The sequence below is a fragment of the Oharaeibacter diazotrophicus genome (assembly GCF_004362745.1).
Taxonomy (GTDB): Bacteria; Pseudomonadota; Alphaproteobacteria; order Rhizobiales; family Pleomorphomonadaceae; genus Oharaeibacter; species Oharaeibacter diazotrophicus.
Window position 1 is genome coordinate 100,350 of sequence record NZ_SNXY01000011.1, and the last position, 14,888, is coordinate 115,237.

The following is a 14,888-nucleotide window of genomic DNA, read 5'->3' on the forward strand; positions in this document are numbered from 1 at the left end:
CGGTTTCCGCCGTCCGCGACCGTCGGCATCCGCAGCGTCGTCGCGCCGACGTCACCCGCGACGGTGGAATTCCGTCGGCTCCGGGCGCGGCGAATTGACAAGTTCCAACCATTCTTAGCATAACGGTCGGGAATTGGTCGAGACCCCGGCCGCGGTCGTCCGGACGGGATCCCCAGCCGAAGAGAGGAACGAGATGCCCTACGCGCCTTCCGATCCGCCCGTCCTGACGCTGACCACCGGCCCGGTCGACGCCTATCCGGCCGTCCTGCGCGGCCTCGCGGCGCCGGTGCTCTACGACTACGATCCGGCCTTCCAGGCGACCTACGAGCGCGTCTGCCGCAAGCTCGGCGAGATCGTGAAGTCCGAGACGGTGCCCGTGCTGCTGCAGGGCGAGCCGGTGCTGGCGCTGGAGGCCGCGGCCGCCTCGGCGATCGGGGCGAAGGACGTGGTTCTGAACCTCGTCGCCGGCGTCTACGCCAAGGGCTTCGAGGGTTGGGCCGCGCGCTCCGGCGCCGAGATCGTCGAACTCGCCGTGCCCTACGACGAGGTGATCGACCCGGCGATGGTCGAGGCGGCGCTGAAGGCGCGGCCCGACGTAACCGTGGTCGCGCTCTGCCACCACGACACCCCGTCGGGTACGATCAACCCGGTCGCCGAGATCGGCGCCATCGTCGCCCGCCACGGTGCGCTCTTCCTGGTCGACGCGGTGTCGTCCTTCGGCGGCATGCCGGTCGACGCGGCGTCCGCCCACGCCGACATCTTCGTCACCGGCCCGAACAAGTGCCTCGGCTGCCCGCCGGCGCTGTCGATCGTCGGCGTCTCGGCAAAGGCCTGGGCGAAGATGAAGGCCAACCCGGCCGCCCCGCGCGATTCGATCCTGTCGATCCTCGACTGGGAGGACGCCTGGCGCGCCGACCGGCCGTTCCCGTTCACCCCGTCGGTCGCCGAGATCAACGGCCTCGAGGCGGCGGTCGACCATTTCCTCGCCGAGGGCGCCGAGCGGGTGTTCGCCCGCCACGCCGCCACCGCGCGCGCCTGCCGCGCCGGCATCCGGGCGATGGGGCTCGAGCTCTGGGCGAAGGACGAGCGCTTCGCCTCGCCGACCGCGACCGCCGTGCGCACGCCGGACGGCGTCGACGAGGCGGCGCTCCGGGCCGCCGTTCGCGCGCGCTACGGCGTCGTGCTGTCGTCCGGCCGCGGCGCCACCCTCGGCCGGCTCACCCGCATCGGCCACATGGGCCCGACCGCCCAGCCGATCCACGCGGTGACCGCGGTGGCGGCCTTCGGCGGCACGCTCGCCGCCTTCGGCCGGCCGGTCGACGTCGGGGCGGGCGTCGCCGCGGCGCTGGCCTCGATCGACGCCGGCTGAGGCCGGGCGCGGGCGGGGGGTCATCGCGCCCCCCGCACGTAGTGCGAGCCGAGCGCCGGCGGCAGGCTGGCGCGGCGGCCGAACACCACCAGCAGCGCCAGCACGGCGGCGAAGGGCAGCATCTGGATCACGTCGGTCGGCACGTCGACGCCGGCGACCTGGAGCGCGGTGGTGGCCGAAAGGCAGGCGCCGAAGATCAGCGCGCCGGTCAGCACGTAGAAGGGATTGCCGCGGGCGAGCATCGCCAGCACGATGCCGATGAAACCGGCGCCGTTGGTCATGAAGGGCACGAAGATGCCGGCGCCGACCTCCGCCATGAAGGCGCCGCCGAGGCCGGCGAGGGCACCGGTGGCGAGCACCGCGCCGGTGCGCACCGCGGCGACGTCGACGCCGGCGGCGTCGAGGGCGGCCGGCTTGTCGCCGGCGGCCTGCAGCGCGAGGCCGAGGTTGGTGAAGCGGAACACCAGCGCGGTCGCGACCACCACCGCGACGGCGAGGTAGACCATCGGCGGCCGGTCGAACAGCGCCGGGCCGATCACCGGCAGCGCCGACAGGCCGGGGATCGGCAGCGTCGCGACGGCGTCGAGGCGCGGATAGCTCTGCGAAAACTGGAAATGGTGCAGGAGTGCGGTCATGCCCTCGGCGCCGAGGGTGAGCGCGATGCCGATCACGATCTGGCTGAGGCCGAGCCGGACGCAGAAGAACGCCATGGCGGCGGCGACCGCGAGGCCGCCGAGCGCGCCGGCGAGGAAGCCGAGCCAGAACGAGCCGGTGCCGTAGGCGGCGAGGAAGCCGGTGTAGGCGCCGACCAGCATCATGCCCTCGATGCCGATGTTGAGCACGCCGGCCTTCTCGGAGATCTGCTCGCCGATGCCGGCCAGCATCAGCGGGATGCCGGCGGTGACGGCGCCGAGGACCAGGGAGGTGAGGAAGACCTCGGTGAAGAGCGCGTCCATGGGTCCGTCCTCACTTGCCGGCGAGGCGGCGGCGCTGGTCGAGATACTCGGCGAGGCCGAGCAGGACCAGGAGGATCGCCACCACCACGAGGGTGAAGTAGTTGGGCACGCCGAGCCGCCGCGCCGCGCTCTCGCCGCCGATCGACAGCACCGAGAACAGGAACACGAAGGCGATGGTGGCGAAGCCGTTGAAGCGGGCGAGGAAGACCAGCGGCACCACGGTCAGGCTGTAGGCCGGGTTCCAGTCGGCGCGCACGTTGCCCTGGACGCCGAGGATCTCGACGGCGCCTGCGAGGCCGGACAGCGCCGCGGAGATCGCGAACACCGCCACGGTCAGTTTCGGCACCGACAGGCCGGCGTGGACCGCGGCGCGGGTGTTGGCGCCGACGACGCGCAGCTTCAGGCCGAAGGCGGTGCGGGTCATCAGGAGGTGGACGCCGATCACGGCGACGAGGCCGATCAGGAGGCCCGACGACACCGTGGTGTCGAACAGGCGCGGCAGCCGGTCCGCGACGTCGAGGGTGCGGGTCTGCGGCACCGTGGTGCCGGGATCGCGGAAGGCGAGCTTGACCAGCACGTTGGCGAAGGAGACGCCGAGGAAGGTCATCATCAGCGTGGTGATGATCTCGTTGACGCCCTGGCCGGCCTTGAGCAGGGCCGGAAGCACAGACCAGACCGCGCCGACCGCGGCGCCGACGACGAGGCAGGCGACCAGCGTCGGCCAGACGCCGATGGTGCCGACCAGCGCCGGTCCGAGGGCCGCGACCACGACGGCGCCGAGCAGGAACTGGCCGTCGCCGCCGAGGTTCCAGATGCCGGCGCGGAAGGCGACGATCAGGCCGGCGGCGATCAGCAGCAGCGGCGCCATCCGGGTCAGCGAGGCCTGCAGGCCGGTCGGCGACAGCAGGCCGCGCTGGACCACGGTGCCGTAGTAGGCGAGCGGGTCGACGCCGAGGGCGAGCAGCACGAGGCCGGCCAGCACCAGGGCGGCGAGCACCGGGCCGACGACGGTGGCGAGCCGGTGCAGGTGGGGGCCGAGCCGCGGGCGCGGCAGGTGCGGCGGCGAGGTCGTCATCCGGGCGCTCTCCGAGCTCATGCCGCCACTCCGCTCATCATCTCGCCGACGGCGAGGCGGGCGTCCGGCCCGTTGTCGACGATCCCGACGATGCGGCCGCGGTCCATCACGGCGATGCGGTCGGAGAGTTCGAGGATCTCCTCGAGGTCGGTGGAGATCAGGATCACCGCGAGCCCGCCGTCGGCGGCGTCACGGATGCGCTGGCGCGTGGCGCGGATGTTCTGGACGTCGAGGCCGTAGGTCGGCTTGGCGAAGATCACCGCACGCGCCGCGCCCGAGAGCTCGCGGGCGAGCAGCGCCTTCTGGATGTTGCCGCCGGAGAGCTTGCCGACCGGCGTCTCGATGCCGGGCGTGCGGACGTCGAAGGCGGAGACGAGGCGGCGGGCGTGGTCGGCGATCGTCGCCGGCCGCTCGACGCCGCGGGTCCAGAACGGCTCGTCGCCGATCTGCTTCAGCACGAGGTTGAGCGCCACCGGGAAGCCGCCGACGGTGCCCTCGTGCAGGCGGTCGTCGGTGACGTAGCGAAGGCCGGCCTTGCGGCGTTCGCCGACGGGAAGCGCGTCGATCGGTCGGCCGTCGAGGAGGACGCGGCCGGACGTCTGCCGGCGCTGGCCGGCGAGGGCCTCGGCGAACTGCTTCTGGCCGTTGCCGTCGATGCCGGCGATGCCGAGGATCTCGCCCGCGGCGACCGCGAGCGTCACGGCCTCGACCGGCACGGCGTCGTCGGGCACCGAGAGGCCCTCGACCGCGAGCACCGCGGGGCCGGCGGGAACGGTACGGGCCGGGCGGGCGTCGCCGGCGGCGACGGCGGCGGAGGAGCCGAACATCAGCCGGACGATCTCTGCGGTGGCGGCCTTCGGGCCCATCGCCTTCAGCGCCTCCGGGCCGATGGCGCCGACCTTGCGGCCGAGGCGGAGCACCGAGATGCGGTCGCAGTAGGCGAGCGCCTCGTTGAGCTTGTGGGTGATGAAGACGACGGCCATGCCGCGGGCGACCAGGCGTCGCATCAGGCCGCCGAGCTCCTCGGCGCCCTTGGGCGTCAGCATGGCGGTGGCCTCGTCGAGGATCAGGACGCGGCTCTGGCGCATCACCGCCCGGACGATCTCGACCTGCTGCTGCTCGCCGAGCGAGAGCGAGCCGACCGGCGCGTCCGGGTCGACCGAGACGCCGATCTCGGCGGCGGCGCGCCGGAGGTCCTCGGCGATGCGCCGGCGATCGGGGCGGACCAGCGCGGGGCCGCCGAGCGCGACGTTCTCGGCGACGGTCAGCGAGGGCACCAGCATGGCGTGCTGGAACACGGTGCCGATGCCGAGTGCCAGCGCGCGGGCGGGCGTGTCGATCGAGACCTCGTGGCCGCCGACCAGGATGCCGCCCTCGTCGGGGGTCTGGATGCCGGAGAGCATGCCGACAAGGGTCGACTTGCCGGCGCCGTTCTCGCCGAGCAGCACGTGGACCTCGCCCGGGTGGATCGCGACGGTCACGCCGTCGTTGGCGACGACGCCGGGAAAGCGTTTGGTGACGTGGTCGAGCACGACGACCGGCTCGGTCGCGGCGGGAGCGTCGTGGTCGTGGGAGGCGAGGGCGCTCATGGGCGGGCGGTCGCAACGATCCTGGATGACGCGGGGGGTGTCCCCGCGGGACACGGACGGTGCGCCCGGGCCGCCGCGGCGGCCCGGGCGCGGCCCGTCACTGGGCGGCGACGGCGAGCTGGGTCACCACGGCGTGGACGCTGTCGGCGTCGAACTTCGGGGTGAGCGCGATCTTGCCGTCGACGACGTCCTGGCGGATCTTCATGATCTCGGCCCAGACGTCGTCGGGGATCTGCTTCGTCTTCAGCAGCTTGACGCTGTCGTCGGCGAGCTTGATGCCGTAGTTGCGGCTGCCGAACTTGTCGGCCTTCACGTCGTCGATCATCGCCGAATACACCGGCGTCAGGTCCCAGACCACGGACGAGAGCAGGTTGCCCTTGTCGATCGGCGTCTTGTCGCCGATGACGTCGATGAAGTAGACCTTGCCGCCGTCGGTGGCCTTGCCGGTCTCGATCGCCTGCAGCATGCCGAAGGACGAGCCGTTGCCCTGGCCGAAGATGATGTCGGCGCCGGCCGCGATCAGGGCCTCGGTGACGCGCTTGCCGCCGGCGGCGTCGGAATAGGCGGCCGGTCCGATCACGGCGTAGCGCACGGTGACGTCGGCCTTCTCGGCCTTGGCGCCCTCGGCGAAGGCGACCGACTGGGCGTTCCACGACGGCGGCTCGCCGGAGACCACGATGCCGACGGTGCCGGTGCGGCTCATCTTGGCGGCGAGACGGCCGGCGAGATAGGCGCCCTCGTGGCCCGAGCAGGTGTAGTCGGCGACGGCGCCGGCGGCGAGCGCGTCCGGACGGTCGACGATGGCGACCGGGATCTTCAGCTCGGCGCCGATCTCGGGCGCGGCGGTGTTGTAGCCCGAGGCGTGGGCGATCAGGAGGCCGGCGCCGTCCTCGCCGAGCTCGCGCAGGGTCGGACGGACGTCGCCGTAGCCGAGATTCTCGGCGACGATCGCCTCGATGCCGGCGGCGGCGGCGGCGGCCTTGGCCGCGTCGACGCCCTGCTGGTTCCAGCCGTAGTCGGTGCCGGCCTCCGGCGTCAGGATCGCGATCGACGCGATCTCCGCGGCATTGGCGACCGACGCGGTCGCGGCCATGATCAGCGCCACGCTTCCAAGAAGAAACCGCTTCATTTCGTTGATCCCCGCTTGCTTATGCTTGTTCCGTACTGGCTTGTTCGATTATTCTTGTTGTGCTTCCCTTATATTGTTCTGGGAAGTTTGGAGAAAATCAGCGTCATGACCAAGTCGACCGTGTCCATCCTGGCCGTCGTACTCCTCGCCGCCGCACCGGCCACGGCCGAGGAGGTCATGGTGGTCGAGCGCGGCACCGACGGTCTCGTCGCAGTCCCGTTCCGGGCAGTCAACGGGACCTCGCGTCCCATCGCCTGCGGCGCGGCGACCGCGCACTGGTACTCGGCCGCGATCGGCACCGCCGAACCGGGCGGGGCGGTCGAGACGACGCTGTGGTCGGATCCGGCCAACGGCGCCGTCTACGTCCTCAACATCCACCAGGACCGGATGCCGGTGGCCTCGCTGTGGTGCGGCGCCGCCGGCGCCGACGTCAGCACCGGCCGCCGCATCCTCCTGGAGCACCGCGCCGGCGTCGCCGAACCGGCGATCGCGGTGGAATGCCGGCCGGACGGCGAAAAGGGCCTGGACTGCCTCCGGCGGCCCGGCCCATGATCGTCCCGTCGCCCGTCCCGCGTCCGTCATCGCGATCACTCCGGCGGCACCGGTGGTCGTCGGCGACGGCCCGACCGGTCGCAACCAAAAAACCAGAACCAACCGAATTGGTCAACACGTGCCGGGACGGCTCGTCGGGGTTTCTACGACCTCCGGCGATCGAGTGCTCATTCGGTGAGCGTCTCCGTTCCGGAAATGTTGCCGAAAATTTCTCATCTTCCCTCCTCAGGCGCAACTATTGTGCGCTGCAGCGGGTGGGGCGCCGTAATTTTGTGCGGTGCTTCGACGTATCGCCCCACAAACGACCCTTGACCAATTCGGGCGATTAATGGTTGGATCTCTCCATCGATCCACCGGTTCGCCGCGGCATCTCCGATGCGCCGCGGCCCGGCCGCACCCCTCGGGGACGCCGAGGGCGGCGGTGCGGACCGGCGGACGCCGTTTCCTGGGAGACCGACATGAGTGCGCAGACGCAGAGGCGTGACGAACCCGCCCGGCACCGGCTCAAGACCGGCGCCGAGTTCAAGGAGACGCTGCGCGACGGGCGCGCCCTGTGGGTCAACGGCTCCAGGATCGCCACGGTGTTCGACGACCCGGCGCTGTCGGCCGGCGTCGACCTCGTCGCCTCGATGTTCGACGACCAGTTCGACCCGGCCTTCGCCGACGCCACCACCTACGTCGACTGCGGCGTCACCTACAGCCGGTCCTGGCAGGTTCCCCGCACGAAGGAGGACCTCGCCGATCGCCGCAAGATGATCGAGTACACCTCGCTGAAGACCGCCGGCACCTTCGGCCGGCCGCCGGATCTCGCCCCGGCGATCGCCGTCGGCCTGCTCGCCCACCTGCCGGCCTTCAAGGCGAAGAAGTCGCTGATCGAGGGCTGCGATCCCGACTTCGCCGAGAACATCGAGGCCTACGTCGCCTTCGGCCGCGACAACAACCTGACCGCCTCCGAGAGCCTGACCGGCCCGCAGAACGACCGTTCGTCGCCGAAGGGCGCCGAGGCATCGCTGCTCAAGGTCAAGAGCGTCGAGAAGGGCGGCATCCGCGTCTCCGGCGCCAAGACGGTCGGCTCGATCTCGGCCCAGGCCAACGAGATCTTCTTCACCAACCTCGGCGGCATCCGCGAGACCCCGGCGGAGGCCTGCATCTGGGCCTCGGTGCCGATCGCCTCCGAGGGCATCCGCCTGATCAGCCGCGAGATGGTCAGCCATCCCGGCGCCGACCCGTTCGACCATCCGGTCGCCGCGCTCGGCGAGGAAGCCGACCAGCTGATCATCTTCGACGACGTCTTCGTGCCGAAGGACCGCATCTTCAACCTCGGCGATCCCACCGCGATGAGCTGGTACGGGCCGGTCTGCGTGTTCGCGCACTGGCACGTGCTGACGCGCCTCGCGGTCAAGGCGGAGCTGTTCGTCGGCGCCGGTCAGCTGGTGCTCGACGTGCTCGGCACCGGCCACATCCCGGCCGTCCAGGGCATGCTCGGCGAGATCATCCAGTACGCCCAGACGCTGCGCGCCTTCGTCACCGCCGCCGAGGCGATGGCCAAGCCGACCGCGGGCGAGGTGATGGCGCCGGACGTCGGCATGCTGACCGCCGGCCGGCTCTATTCGATCGAGCACTATCCGAGGATCATCCACATCCTGCAGGAGCTGTGCGGCCAGGGCCTCGTGATGCGCTTCGGCAAGAAGGCGTTCGAGAACCCGGACATCGGCCACTATCTCCGCGACCTCCTGCCCGGCAAGGGCGTGTCGGCCGAGGTCAAGGAGCAGCTGATGAACTTCGTCTGGGACATGACGGCGTCTTCGCTCGCCGGCCGCGTCGCCCTGTTCGAGAACGTCAACGCCTCGCCGGCCCCCCGCCTGCGCGAACGCCTCTACAACGAGGTCAAGCGCGAGCGCTTCGTCCAGCAGGTCAAGACGCTCGCCCATATCGACTGAGCCGAACGGCCCATCCGCGGCGCCCGCCTCCACGGGCGCCGCGGTCCGTTCCTCCCGTCCGGAGCTGTCCGCCATGAGCCATGGGTCGGCCGACGACCTCGTGGACGCCTTCTATCGCGCCCACAATGCCCGCGACGCCGCGGCCGCCGCCGCGCTCTACGCGGCCGACGCCGTGCACCGCGAGGGCAGCGCCGGGCCGGAGCGCGCGGGCCGCGAGGCGCTCGAGGCGGGGCTCGCGCGCTTCTTCGCCATGATGCCCGACGCGCACTGGGACGTGCGCGAGCGGATCGCGGCGACCGGGTCGGTCGTCGTCGTCTACACCCTCACCGGCCACCTCGGCGTCGACCTCGGCGGCCAGCCGACCCGCGGCCGGCCGATCCGGCTCGACGGCGTCCACGTCATCGACGTCACCGACGGCGCGATCTCCGCCACGCGCGACTTCTGGAGCCTCGACGCCTTCAAGCGCCAGGCGCGGGGAGAGGCGTGATGGCCGCACCGATCGGATACGACGACTACGACGCCCACGACGGGCTCGGCCTCGCCGCCCTGGTCCGTTCCAGCGCGGTGTCGGCGGCCGAACTGCTCGAGACCGCGATCGCCCGCGCCGACGCCGACGAGCCGGCGCTGCACGCCCTGGTCCACCGCTTCGACGACCTCGCCCGCGCCGAGGTGGCGCGCGGCCTGCCGGAGGGGCCGTTCACCGGCGTGCCCTTCGTGCTCAAGAACACCGGCTTCGAGGCCGCCGGCACCATCCTCTCCACCGGCTCGCGGCTGTTCGCCGACGCGGTGTCGGCGCGCGACACCACGCTGGTGGCGCGCTACCGCGCCGCCGGTCTCGCGATCTTCGCCAAGACCAACACGCCGGAATTCGCGCTCTCCTTCACCACCGAACCCGAGGCCTTCGGGCCGTCGCGCAATCCGTGGGACCTTGCGCGGGTGCCGGGCGGCTCGTCCGGCGGTTCGGCGGCGGCGGTCGCGGCGGGCTACCTGCCGCTCGCCAATTCCTCCGACGGCGCCGGCTCGACCCGGGTGCCGGCGTCCCACACCGGCCTGTTCGGCTTCAAGCCGAGCCGGATGCTGAACCCGCTCGGGCCGGTCGCGGTCGAGGGCATCGCCGGCATGTCGACGCCGCACGCGCTGTCGCGGAGCGTGCGCGACAACGCCGCCCTGCTCGACGCCACCGCCGGACCCGACGTCGGCGATCCCTATGCCGTCCCGGCCGGTGCCGGCGGCTTCCTCACCGCCGCCGGGCGCGATCCGCGGCGGCTCAGGATCGGCTATACGCCGGTCGCGCCGCTCGGCGAGCCGATCGACCCGGAGGTCGCCGCGGTGGTCGCCGAGGGCGCCCGCTTCCTGGAAGGGCTCGGCCACCACGTCGAGATCACGGAGGCCGGCTACGACGCCGCCGCGCTGAAGGCGGCCTGGAAGGTGATCGCCGGGGTCAACGTGCTCGCGGGCGTGCGCGGCCGCGCCGCCGCCCTCGGCATCGACGACCTCGACGGCTGGATCGAGCCGGTCAACCGCGCCTGGATCGACTGGGCCGCCGGCCTGCCGTCGACCGCCTATCTCGGCGCGATCGGCACGCTGCACCAGTCGGCGCGCGCGCTCGGCCGCTTCTTCGAGCGCTTCGACGTGCTGTTGTCGCCGGTTGCCGCGACCGCGGCGCCGCCGCTCGGCACGCTCGCCGGCGCCGGCCGCACGCTCGACGCCTATTACGACGCCTTCTGGGGCCACGCCCCGTTCACCGCCGTCTTTAACGCCTCCGGCGCGCCCGCGATGGCGGTGCCCTTCGGCGAGACCGCCGCCGGCCTGCCGGTCGGCCTCCACCTCGGCGCCCGCTTCGGCGACGACGCCACCCTGTTCTCGCTGGCCGGCGAGATCGAGCGCGCCCGGCCCTGGGCGCATCGCCGCCCGGCCCGGCCGTTCCGCGGAGCCACGCCATGACGCTCGCCCCCGAGGAGATCCGCGCCCTCTCGGTCGACGCGGTGGTGGCCGCGGTGAACGCCGGAACGCTCTCGGCGAGCGCCGTCGCCGAGGCCTTCCTCGCCGTGATCGACGCCCGCGAGGACGCGGTCGGCGCCTTCGAGACGATCGACCGCGCCGCGGTACGCGCCGCCGCCGCCGCGGTCGGCGGCGGTCCGCTCGCCGGAATCACGTTGGGCGTCAAGGACGTGATCGAGACCGCCGACCTTCCGACCGGCTACGGCTCCACGGTCTACGCTGGCGCCCGCCCGCTCTGGGACGCGCCGGTGGTGACGATCGCCCGCAGCCTCGGCGCGGTGGTGATGGGTAAGACCGTCTCGACCGAGTTCGCGATGTCGGGCCCCGGGCGGACGCGCAATCCCTGGAACCCCGGGCACACGCCCGGCGGTTCGTCGAGCGGGTCCGCGGCCGCCGTCGGGACCGGCATGCTGCACGCTGCGCTCGGCACCCAGACCTCCGGCTCGATCCTCCGGCCCGCCGCCTATTGCGGCGCGGTCGGCTACAAGCCGAGCTTCGGTACGCTCGTCAGGGTCGGGGTCAAGGCGCTGTCCGACAGCCTCGACACGGTCGGCATGATCGCCCGGACCGTCGCCGACGCCGGGGCGGTCACCGCGGCGCTGGCCGAGGCGCCCAAGCTCGCCGCGGCAGCTCTGGACCGGCCGCCGCGAATCGGGATTTTCCGTAGCTCGCGCTGGGACTTGGCGGAACCGGCGACGCGGGAGGCGCTGGCCCGGGCGGCTGCTGCGGCCGAGGCCGCCGGCGCGAGCGTGGTCGAAGTCGCCGTGCCCGACTGGTTCGAGGAACTCTACCGCTGCCACGACGCGGTGATGGGCTGGGAGACGCCGCGGGCGCTCGCCCACGAGCGCGCCGTCTTCGCCGACCGGATCGCCCCGCCCACCCGCGCCTTCCTCGACACGCTGGCGCGGACCACCCGCGCCGACTACGACGCCGCGCTCGCGCGGATCGCCGACCGTGCCGGCATCCTCGACGCCCTGATCGGGGATTGCGACGTGCTGTTCACGCCGGCCGCGACCGGCGAGGCCCCGGCCGGCCTCGGCGCCACCGGCGACCCGGTGTTCTGCAAGGTCTGGACGCTGCTGCACGGGCCGGCGCTGGCGGTGCCGGCCGGCTTCGGGCCGAACGGGCTGCCGGTGGCCGTCCAGGTGGTCGGTCGGCTCGGGCGCGACGCCGAAACGCTCGCCGCCGCCGCCTTCGCCGAGGCGGCGCTGAAGGACGCAACCTCATGACGACGCTCGCCGATTCGCTCCCGCCGCGCCACGTCCTGGCGCCGCCCGCGCCGGTCGGGGCCGCGCCCGGCACCGGGGACCTGGTCGACCTGTTCAAGGCCGCGATGGGCCGGCTGTCCGGCGCCGTCACGGTGATCACCGCCGGCCGCGGCGCGGCGGCACGGGGTCTGACCGCCACCGCGGTCTGCAGCGTCTCGATCGCGCCGCCGACGCTGCTCGTCTGCGTCAACCGCTCCGGCGAGGCGCACCGGGCGATCGCCGAGAGCGGCTCGTTCTGCGTCAACGTGCTGGCCGAGGCCAACCGCGCGGTCGCCGACCGCTTCGCCGGACGGGCCGGCGCCTTCGGCGGCGAGCGGTTCGCGGGCGGGGACTGGAGCGAACTCGCCACCGGCGCGCCGGCGCTCGACGGCGCCCTCGTCAACGTCGACTGCCGGATCGCCGAGGCCGTCGAGGCCTATACCCACACGGTGTTCTTCGGGACGGTCGCGGCGGTCCGGCTCGGGACCGGCGGCGCGCCGCTCGTCCACTTCGACCGGGCCTACCGCTCGCTCGCCTGACAACCAACCGACAACCGGACGTCTTTCGGGAGACGACAGCCATGGCCATCAGTGACCTCGCCCTCGTGGAGGCGTGGAAGGACGTCCTCCTGATGTCGAAGCTGACGCCGGGCGAGCAGGTCACCCTGCTCGTCTGCGACGACAGCAACCCGCAGCTGGTCTCGACCGCGCGGATCGCCGTCGGTCAGCTCGGCGGCATCCTGACCATCCTGCAGCTGCCGCCGCTCAACGGCGACGTCGCGCTGTCGCGGGACAAGTCGGGCTACGTCGGTTACACCGCGCTGAAGGGCAACCTGCCGGCGCTGGAGGCGATGAAACATTCCGACCTCGTGATCGACACGATGATGCTGCTGTTCTCCCCGGAGCAGGAGGAGATCCTGAAGACCGGCGCGCGGATGCTGCTCGCCTGCGAGCCGCCGGAGGTGATGCTCCGGATGAAGCCGACCGCCGAGGACGGCCGCCGCGCCTCCGCCGGCGCCGCCCGGCTGGCGAAGGCGAAGACGATGACGGTGACGTCCAAGGCCGGCACCGACTTCCGCTGCGCCCTCGGCCAGTACCCGGTGCTGAAGCAGCAGGGCTTCGTCGACGTCAAGGGCGGCTGGGACCACTGGCCGAGCTGCTTCGTCGCGACCTGGCCGAACGAGGGCTCCTGCGAGGGCGTCATCGTGATCGACACCGGGGACATCCTGCTGCCGTTCAAGCGCTACGCCCGCGAGCCGATCCGGATCGAGATCGAGGGCGGTCGGATCCGGCGGATCCTCGGCGGCTTCGAGGCGGAGTATCTCAGGAGCTACATGGACAGCTTCCAGGATCCGGACGCCTACGCCATGGCCCACGTCGGCTGGGGCCTGCACCGCAAGGCGCACTGGACCACGCTCGGCCTCTACGACCGCGAGGCGGGTCTGTCGATGGACGCGCGCTCGTTCTGGGGGAATTTCCTGTGGTCGAGCGGCCCGAACACCGAGGCCGGCGGCACCCGCGACACCCCCTGCCACATGGACATCCCGCTGCGGGGGTGTTCGCTGTCGCTCGACGGCGAGCCGATGACGATCGAGGGCAAGGTGATCCCGGCCGATCAGGCTTGAGGGGGGATGGGGGCAGAGCCGCGTCTTCTACCCTTCCCCTCGTGGGGAGGGTCGGCGCGCAGCGCCGGGGTGGGGTGGCGCGGCGGTTCGGGGATGAGCTTCTTCGAGGGGCGGGCGCCGGCTCGGGTCGATGCCGGGCGTCGGCGCTACCCCACCCCGCCGGCCTTCGGTCGTCGACCCTCCCCACGAGGGGGAGGGTAGGTCGCGGCGGTGGAACCGTACCCCACCCCGCCGGCCTTCGGCCGTCGACCCTCCCCGCAAGGGGGAGGGTAGAAGATCGGCTCAGCCGTTGCTCTTCGCGGCCTCGGCGTCGATCTCGCGGAAGAGTTCGCGGGCGACGCGGAAGCTGTCGAGGGCGGCGGGGACGCCGCAGTAGATGGCGACCTGGAGGAAGACCTCGCGGATCTCGTCGCGGCTGAGGCCGTTGTTGAGCGCGCCGCGGACGTGGAGCTTCAGCTCGTGCGGCCGGTTCAGGGCGGCGATCATGGCGAGGTTGAGGAGCGAACGGTCGCGGCGCGGCAGGCCGTCGCGGCTCCAGACCTCGCCCCAGCAATACTTGGTCACCAGCTCCTGCAGCGGGCGGGTGAAGTCGTCGGCCTCGGCCAGCGACTTGTCGACATAGGCGCTGCCGACCACGGCACGCCGGATCTCCAGGCCCTTCTCGTAGAGGTCGTCGGTCATTGTCCCATCTCCTTGTCGAACGTCGGTTCGGGGCGCCCGATCCCGGGGGGATCGGCGTCGTCGGGGGCGAGCGCCGCGGCGGCGGCCGCGGCGACGTGGGCGGCCGTGAGCGCGCCGGCCCGGTCGGCGTCGCCGGCGGCGAGGGCGGCGGCGAGCGCGGCGATCTCGGCGGCCGAGGCGGCGAGCCGGCCGGGGCGCGCCAGCGAGCGCGCGCGCAGGAGGCCGGTGCGGGCGTGCAGCCGGGCGAGCATCTCGCGGGCGACCGGGTTGTCGGCGCCGTCGGCGAGGGCGTCGTAGAAGGCGCGCTTGGCGGCGAGCACGGCCGCACCGTCGCCGGCGGCGCAGGCGGCGCCGATCGCCGCGGCGGCGTCGGCGAGGCGGGCGCGGGCGGCCGCGTCGGCGCGGGCGCAGAACTCGCGGGCGGTCAGCGCCTCCAGCGCGGCGCGGACGGCGTAGACGTTCTCGGCCTCGCGCCGCGAGATCCGGCCGACCACCAGCCCGCGCACGCCGGGCTCGACGAGACCGGCGCTCTCGAGTTCGCGCAGCGCCTCGCGCAGCACGGTGCGGCTGACCGCGAAGCGGGTGCAGAGGTCCTTCTCGACCAGCCGGTCGCCCGGTGCCAGCGCGCCGCGCCCGATCAGGTCGGCGATGGCGGCGACGAGGCGGCGGCGCAGCGGTGCCGCCTCGCGGGCGATCGGTTCGACCGGGATGACGTCGGCGTCCAC

Annotated in this window: 14 protein-coding genes; 8 read left to right on the top strand and 6 right to left on the bottom strand. The window is 72.8% G+C overall.

Going from position 1 to position 14,888, the window contains the following annotated elements:
• Positions 1-193: 193 nt before the first annotated feature.
• Positions 194-1,369 (top strand): pyridoxamine--pyruvate transaminase, encoded by a 1,176-nt coding sequence (ppaT, locus tag EDD54_RS20745; protein ID WP_126540500.1) that lies wholly within the window; start codon positions 194-196, stop codon positions 1,367-1,369.
• A gap of 20 nt (positions 1,370-1,389) precedes the next feature.
• On the opposite strand, the gene EDD54_RS20750 is transcribed toward ppaT, so the two are convergent.
• From EDD54_RS20750 to EDD54_RS20765, 4 genes are all read right to left on the bottom strand, one after another.
• A complete protein-coding gene (locus EDD54_RS20750; protein WP_126540501.1) occupies positions 1,390-2,325 on the bottom strand; it encodes a putative B6 ABC transporter permease subunit 1 in 936 nt (311 codons plus the stop codon).
• A gap of 10 nt (positions 2,326-2,335) precedes the next feature.
• Positions 2,336-3,400, bottom strand: a complete 1,065-nt coding sequence (locus EDD54_RS20755; RefSeq protein ID WP_425375008.1) for a putative B6 ABC transporter permease subunit 2 — start codon at positions 3,398-3,400, stop codon at positions 2,336-2,338.
• Positions 3,401-3,417: 17 nt separating this feature from the next.
• Positions 3,418-4,989: a putative B6 ABC transporter ATP-binding protein gene (locus EDD54_RS20760; protein ID WP_126540503.1), complete on the bottom strand. Its 1,572-nt coding sequence runs from the start codon at positions 4,987-4,989 to the stop codon at positions 3,418-3,420.
• Between the two features lie 97 nt (positions 4,990-5,086).
• Complete coding sequence (locus EDD54_RS20765; protein ID WP_126540504.1) at positions 5,087-6,118, bottom strand: putative B6 ABC transporter substrate-binding protein; 1,032 nt, start codon at positions 6,116-6,118, stop codon at positions 5,087-5,089.
• Positions 6,119-6,223: 105 nt separating this feature from the next.
• Here EDD54_RS20765 and EDD54_RS20770 point away from each other — a divergent pair, with 105 nt between their 5' ends.
• The 7 genes from EDD54_RS20770 to EDD54_RS20800 all read left to right on the top strand — a co-directional run bounded on the left by EDD54_RS20770 (position 6,224) and on the right by EDD54_RS20800 (position 13,482).
• Positions 6,224-6,670: a hypothetical protein gene (locus tag EDD54_RS20770; protein WP_126540505.1), complete on the top strand. Its 447-nt coding sequence runs from the start codon at positions 6,224-6,226 to the stop codon at positions 6,668-6,670.
• Positions 6,671-7,128: 458 nt separating this feature from the next.
• A complete protein-coding gene (locus tag EDD54_RS20775) occupies positions 7,129-8,610 on the top strand; it encodes a 4-hydroxyphenylacetate 3-hydroxylase N-terminal domain-containing protein (protein WP_126540506.1) in 1,482 nt (493 codons plus the stop codon).
• A 73-nt stretch (positions 8,611-8,683) separates the two neighbouring features.
• Positions 8,684-9,097 (top strand): nuclear transport factor 2 family protein, encoded by a 414-nt coding sequence (locus EDD54_RS20780; protein WP_126540507.1) that lies wholly within the window; start codon positions 8,684-8,686, stop codon positions 9,095-9,097.
• Positions 9,097-10,554 (top strand): amidase, encoded by a 1,458-nt coding sequence (locus EDD54_RS20785; protein ID WP_126540508.1) that lies wholly within the window; start codon positions 9,097-9,099, stop codon positions 10,552-10,554. Before EDD54_RS20780 ends, EDD54_RS20785 begins: the two co-directional genes overlap by 1 nt.
• On the top strand, positions 10,551-11,840 hold the full coding sequence (locus EDD54_RS20790) for an amidase (protein ID WP_126540509.1): 1,290 nt from the start codon (positions 10,551-10,553) through the stop codon (positions 11,838-11,840). Before EDD54_RS20785 ends, EDD54_RS20790 begins: the two co-directional genes overlap by 4 nt.
• Positions 11,837-12,397, top strand: coding sequence for a flavin reductase family protein (locus EDD54_RS20795; protein WP_207620528.1), 561 nt, complete (start codon positions 11,837-11,839; stop codon positions 12,395-12,397). The genes EDD54_RS20790 and EDD54_RS20795 overlap by 4 nt, the downstream gene beginning before the upstream one ends.
• 41 nt (positions 12,398-12,438) lie before the next feature.
• Positions 12,439-13,482 carry a 2,5-dihydroxypyridine 5,6-dioxygenase NicX family protein gene (locus EDD54_RS20800; RefSeq protein ID WP_126540510.1) on the top strand — a complete coding sequence of 348 codons (1,044 nt, stop codon included), beginning with the start codon at positions 12,439-12,441 and terminating at the stop codon, positions 13,480-13,482.
• A gap of 282 nt (positions 13,483-13,764) precedes the next feature.
• Here EDD54_RS20800 and pcaC read toward each other — a convergent pair whose 3' ends face one another.
• Both pcaC and EDD54_RS20810 read right to left on the bottom strand, forming a co-directional pair.
• Complete coding sequence (gene pcaC / locus EDD54_RS20805) at positions 13,765-14,163, bottom strand: 4-carboxymuconolactone decarboxylase (RefSeq protein WP_126540511.1); 399 nt, start codon at positions 14,161-14,163, stop codon at positions 13,765-13,767.
• Positions 14,160-14,888 (bottom strand): GntR family transcriptional regulator, encoded by a 729-nt coding sequence (locus EDD54_RS20810; RefSeq protein ID WP_126540512.1) that lies wholly within the window; start codon positions 14,886-14,888, stop codon positions 14,160-14,162. Before EDD54_RS20810 ends, pcaC begins: the two co-directional genes overlap by 4 nt.

Bases quoted from the DNA above. Each gene is read 5' to 3' on its own strand.
- ppaT (WP_126540500.1), top strand. From the start codon at position 194: ATGCCCTACGCGCCTTCCGATCCGCCCGTCCTGACGCTGACCACCGGC.
- EDD54_RS20750 (WP_126540501.1), bottom strand. From the start codon at position 2,325: ATGGACGCGCTCTTCACCGAGGTCTTCCTCACCTCCCTGGTCCTCGGC.
- EDD54_RS20755 (WP_425375008.1), bottom strand. From the start codon at position 3,400: ATGACGACCTCGCCGCCGCACCTGCCGCGCCCGCGGCTCGGCCCCCAC.
- EDD54_RS20760 (WP_126540503.1), bottom strand. From the start codon at position 4,989: ATGAGCGCCCTCGCCTCCCACGACCACGACGCTCCCGCCGCGACCGAG.
- EDD54_RS20765 (WP_126540504.1), bottom strand. From the start codon at position 6,118: ATGAAGCGGTTTCTTCTTGGAAGCGTGGCGCTGATCATGGCCGCGACC.
- EDD54_RS20770 (WP_126540505.1), top strand. From the start codon at position 6,224: ATGACCAAGTCGACCGTGTCCATCCTGGCCGTCGTACTCCTCGCCGCC.
- EDD54_RS20775 (WP_126540506.1), top strand. From the start codon at position 7,129: ATGAGTGCGCAGACGCAGAGGCGTGACGAACCCGCCCGGCACCGGCTC.
- EDD54_RS20780 (WP_126540507.1), top strand. From the start codon at position 8,684: ATGAGCCATGGGTCGGCCGACGACCTCGTGGACGCCTTCTATCGCGCC.
- EDD54_RS20785 (WP_126540508.1), top strand. From the start codon at position 9,097: ATGGCCGCACCGATCGGATACGACGACTACGACGCCCACGACGGGCTC.
- EDD54_RS20790 (WP_126540509.1), top strand. From the start codon at position 10,551: ATGACGCTCGCCCCCGAGGAGATCCGCGCCCTCTCGGTCGACGCGGTG.
- EDD54_RS20795 (WP_207620528.1), top strand. From the start codon at position 11,837: ATGACGACGCTCGCCGATTCGCTCCCGCCGCGCCACGTCCTGGCGCCG.
- EDD54_RS20800 (WP_126540510.1), top strand. From the start codon at position 12,439: ATGGCCATCAGTGACCTCGCCCTCGTGGAGGCGTGGAAGGACGTCCTC.
- pcaC (WP_126540511.1), bottom strand. From the start codon at position 14,163: ATGACCGACGACCTCTACGAGAAGGGCCTGGAGATCCGGCGTGCCGTG.